We start from the raw sequence: 3,174 nt of genomic DNA, 5'->3' as shown, positions 1-3,174 counted from the left end.
TCGCACCATATCACGAGCCCCGATTCGACCCAAACGGTTTTTTAAGGCGCAGATTAGTAACACCAGATTTACCCCTGAAGACAGCGATGTGGCAAGGGCGAGCCCACCATGCCGCATTGGTCCCATAAGCAAAACAGATAAGGCAATGTTTACCAGAAGAGAAATGACGGCAATCTTGACCGGGGTTTTGGTATCCTGAAGGGCATAGAAAGTTGCGACAACAATGCGCACGCCTGAGAATGCCCATAGGCCAATGGCATAGTAGAGAAGGGCTTCAGCAGTCAAGCGTGCTGTGTCATGATCAAAGGCTCCTCTCTGAAAAAGAAGCTGCACGATCGGCTCCCGCAGGATTATCAGTCCTGTCATTGCTGGGATGGAAATAAAGAAGACCAACCTCAGGGCATAAGAAAAGGAAGCCTGCAGCCCTTCCATATCCCCTGTTGCTGCCTGCCTGGACAGGCTGGGCAACACAGCCGTAGCAAGGGCAATGGCAAACACGCCAAGAGGAAATTGGACTAACCGGTCAGCATAATAAAGATAGGAGACACTGCCTTCCGGAAGGAACGAGGCGAGCAGGGTTCCTACCAGGATGTTAATCTGATACACAGCAGCTCCAAACACGGCCGGCGTCATCAACAGCGCTATCCGCTTGACGGCTGCATGGTACAAAGGGCTCTTCACCAACAGATGAAAGCCCTTTTGGATCATAAAGGGAATCTGAAGGCCCAACTGTAAGCCCCCACCGACAATAACCCCTATGGCAAGACCTGTTGATGGCTCTGACAGGCAGGGCGAAAGAAGCAATACCGAGCCGATCATGGCAACATTTAGCAATACGGGAGCAAGCGCTGGCGCTGCAAAATGACCCAGGCCATTTAGGATCCCCATAGCCAAGGCAACCAGACCAATAAAAAAAATATAGGGAAACATGATCCGGGTCAAAAGGACTGTCAGGTCAAACTTTTCAGGTGAGGAAAAGAACCCTGGCGCTATGACCCTGACAATGAGAGGCGACAGGAGCACTCCCAGTACAGCCACTACCGCCAGAATCATGGCAAGTAGCCACCATGCGGATCTCGCCAACCTGAATGCGTCATCGCGACCATGCTTGTAGAGATGCTCCGTAAAAACCGGGATAAAGGAGATTGTAAGAGAGCCCTCAGCAAAGAGACGACGCAAAAGATTGGGAATTCTAAAGGCCACAAAAAAGGCGTCAGCGGCCAGTCCAGCCCCGAAAAACCAGGCCACCACAACATCTCTCAGAAACCCGAGGATGCGGCTCAATAGAGTGGCAGCCCCTACAATGCCGGCAGCCTTTGTAACATGAGCGTCTTCAGACATAAGAACAGTCGCTACCCAGAGAAGAAATGCCTAAGGTGCCTAAAATGAGCTAAAATGTCTAAAGTTACGGATGGTTGATCCAAGATACCCGATGCCTGATGCCAGGTGCTGGCCACATAACCCGGAGAAAAAATGCCTCGTTGCTTGTCAATGACGTGGCGCCAAATATCAGATGCCGGATGCTGGGTACTGGATACCGGCAAACCGGCCGACATCAAAAAAGTAAAAATCCCTTTTGCCTTGCGCCTTGCACCGTAAGCCTTCAACTTAACCGGCCAACCAGTGACCAGTGACTAATGACAAAAACCATCGGACATCCTGGATTTAGCATCAACGCCCTGGTGTATAAATAGTTCTTGACAAATAGGATTAGATTGAATATTTTTTGATTTTTTAGAGCTTTTTGAAAGGAGCAAGAGACTTTGGCAACACATAAATCGGTCATAAAACGAGCCAGACAGAATGAGGTCAGGAACCTGCGGAACAAATCTAACCGCACACGGGTAAAAAATGTCATCAAGACCGTCAGGGCCTCTATCAGTGAGCAATCTCCAGAAAAAGCCAGGGCTGCCTTGGCCACGGCTATCCCTGTTATCCAAAAGACTGCCAACAAAGGGGCCATCCACCGCAAAAACGCTTCCAGGAAAATATCTCGCCTCAGCAGGCAGGTAAACGCGCTGAGTACGTAACCAAGTTTACATAGTTCGTACCGCTCATTATCTCAGAAGTCCTGTAGGATTCTACTGTGGATTTTATCGGCCAGGCGTTCAGATATAACTTCAATGGCTGCCCTCTTGTTGCTTTCCGTGGTCAACTTGTCTGATGAAACCTTGAAGACCTCATCGTCAGAGACGCTTCTATCTGACCATATGACTTTGCCGCCCGCCCGCTCCAGTGTCAAATCGAGAGTTACTGTCACACGGCGTTCGTCAGACTGATAGTTCGCAGTGTGAGAGATCGTATCTACGTTCACGGAAGCAATACTTCCGCTCAAAACCGCATCTGCCGTCTCCTTGTCCACCACCTCAAGGACTTTGCTTCGGGTAAACTCATAAGCCAGATCGCCTGTAAAGGTGGTCTCAATCCCTGATTCCGAGGTTCTGTTCTCCAGCACAGTTATGGCAATCGTACGCACACCCTCGGGCGGCTCCAGGCCCATCCCCTTGAACTGATACCCGCAGGCGGTAAAGGCTACCAAGGTTGCCAGCACTACTATTATTCTGCCAACTCCTCTGAGATAAATCCGTCGATCACTAGTCATTGGTCATTTTCCATAGCTGGTACTACACCACGATATTCACAAGCTTCTTTTGTACCACGATAACTTTCTTCACTGGCCGACCCGCGATGCGGGCCACAACCCTGTCATCGGCCAGGGCTGTCTCTTTCATCGTTTCTTCGTCAGCATCTGCTGCTATCTGAAATCTACTCCGAACTTTGCCGTTTATCTGAACAACTATGAGGATCCGGTCTTCCTCAATGGCGTCCTCCATGTAGGCTGGCCAGGCAATCTCAAGCACACTTCCGGAATGGCCAAGGGTCTCCCACAATTCGTCAGCAAAATGCGGAACAATGGGCGACAGCAGGACCACGACGGTCTCAAGAGCGGACCGCAACACGGCCGGCCCGTCAGGATCGGAAAGGACCTTTTCTGTTGAAGCCTGTATGCTGTTCACCAGCTCCATAACGGCACTGATAGCCGTGTTAAAGTGAAACCTTGTCTCAATATCGTTTGTGACCCGTTTAATGGTTTGGTGGTTTTTTCTATGTAGGGCCCTCAAATCGCCGACAAGTTCTTTGCTCCCGTCAAAGAGTTCAACATCTTTCACCTGG

At 50.2% G+C, this 3,174-nt stretch carries 4 protein-coding genes; 1 reads left to right on the top strand and 3 read right to left on the bottom strand.

Annotated features, from left to right (window positions below):
* The coding region (gene murJ, locus JW883_06635; protein ID MBN1841942.1) for a murein biosynthesis integral membrane protein MurJ at positions 1-1,341 on the bottom strand (1,341 nt) is incomplete at its 3' end.
* Between the two features lie 422 nt (positions 1,342-1,763).
* Between murJ and JW883_06630 the strand changes: the two genes are divergently transcribed.
* On the top strand, positions 1,764-2,030 hold the full coding sequence (locus tag JW883_06630; GenBank protein MBN1841941.1) for a 30S ribosomal protein S20: 267 nt from the start codon (positions 1,764-1,766) through the stop codon (positions 2,028-2,030).
* Positions 2,031-2,062: 32 nt separating this feature from the next.
* Here JW883_06630 and JW883_06625 read toward each other — a convergent pair whose 3' ends face one another.
* Positions 2,063-2,602, bottom strand: a complete 540-nt coding sequence (locus tag JW883_06625; protein ID MBN1841940.1) for a hypothetical protein — start codon at positions 2,600-2,602, stop codon at positions 2,063-2,065.
* 22 nt (positions 2,603-2,624) lie between these two features.
* Positions 2,625-3,174 (bottom strand): class I tRNA ligase family protein (locus tag JW883_06620; protein ID MBN1841939.1); only part of this gene is annotated, 550 nt, incomplete at its 5' end.

The sequence above is a fragment of the Deltaproteobacteria bacterium genome (assembly GCA_016930875.1).
In the GTDB taxonomy this organism is placed as follows: domain Bacteria; phylum Desulfobacterota; class Desulfobacteria; order Desulfobacterales.
This window is presented reverse-complemented; position numbering and strand designations above follow the sequence as displayed.

Excerpts from the sequence above, each read along its gene's own strand:
- JW883_06625 (MBN1841940.1), bottom strand. The coding sequence starts at position 2,602 with ATGACTAGTGATCGACGGATTTATCTCAGAGGAGTTGGCAGAATAATA.